At 65.0% G+C, this 904-nt stretch carries 1 protein-coding gene; it reads right to left on the bottom strand.

What is annotated here, in order from left to right:
• A partial coding sequence (locus EOA60_RS35025) for a pyridoxal-phosphate dependent enzyme (protein ID WP_128312731.1) occupies positions 1-691 on the bottom strand: 691 nt, incomplete at its 3' end.
• Positions 692-904: the final 213 nt, after the last annotated feature.

Raw genomic sequence — 904 nt, 5'->3', positions numbered from 1 at the left:
GGCCGGGCTCATTCGAGACCCGGTCACCCTTGGCGAGCGAGCGGCGCGTGTCGTCGAAATGCTCCGGCTCGACCGCCCAGACTTGCGTCTGTGCCGAGGCGTCCTTCACCGCGACGGAAATGCCGCTCGACAGACCCCCGCCGCCGCAGGGCACGACAATTGCGTCCAGGCTGACGCCCAGCGCCTTCGCTTGGCGCACCAGCTCCAGCCCGATGGTGCCCTGGCCGGCAATGATGGCCGGATCGTCGAAGGGCGGCACCAGCGCCATGCCCTTCTCGATATAGGGGCGAACGATGGTCATGCGGTCGTCCTTGAAGCGGTCGAAAGGCACCACCTCGGCGCCCATCTTGCGCACATTGCCGACCTTGAGCGCCGGCGCGTCCGCGGGCATGGCAATGACCGCCCTGACGCCGAACATGGCGGCCGAAGCGGCGACACCCTGCGCGTGATTGCCGGACGAAAAGGCGACGACGCCGCGGCTGCGCTCTTCTTCGCTTAAGCACGACAATTTGTTGTAGGCGCCGCGGATCTTGAAGGAACCGGTGCGCTGCAGCGTCTCCGGCTTGAACAGGATGCGGCCGCCATAGCGCTTGTTGAGCTCCGGCGATTCGATCAGCGGCGTTTCGACGATCAGCCCGGAAAGCCTGGCGGCAGCGACGTGGATGTCGGAGATGCCGGGGAGGGCGGTCATGGTGGGCCTCGTGAGAATGATGCACATATGCTGCACGGAAAATGCCGCGGCGCGCCAACGAAAAAATGTGATGGAGACAATATTGGCGATGATAGCGTCGACGGCCGTCACCTTCGTCAGTCTCAGGCGGAGCAAGGAGCGAGGCGACGCGGGAATCCATGTCGGCACCTTCGCGATGCGGGCAGCCGAAGCAGAACGGACACTCTTCGCAGG

The sequence above is a fragment of the Mesorhizobium sp. M1A.F.Ca.IN.020.06.1.1 genome, from assembly GCF_004023265.1.
GTDB lineage: Bacteria > Pseudomonadota > Alphaproteobacteria > Rhizobiales > Rhizobiaceae > Mesorhizobium.
This window is presented reverse-complemented; position numbering and strand designations above follow the sequence as displayed.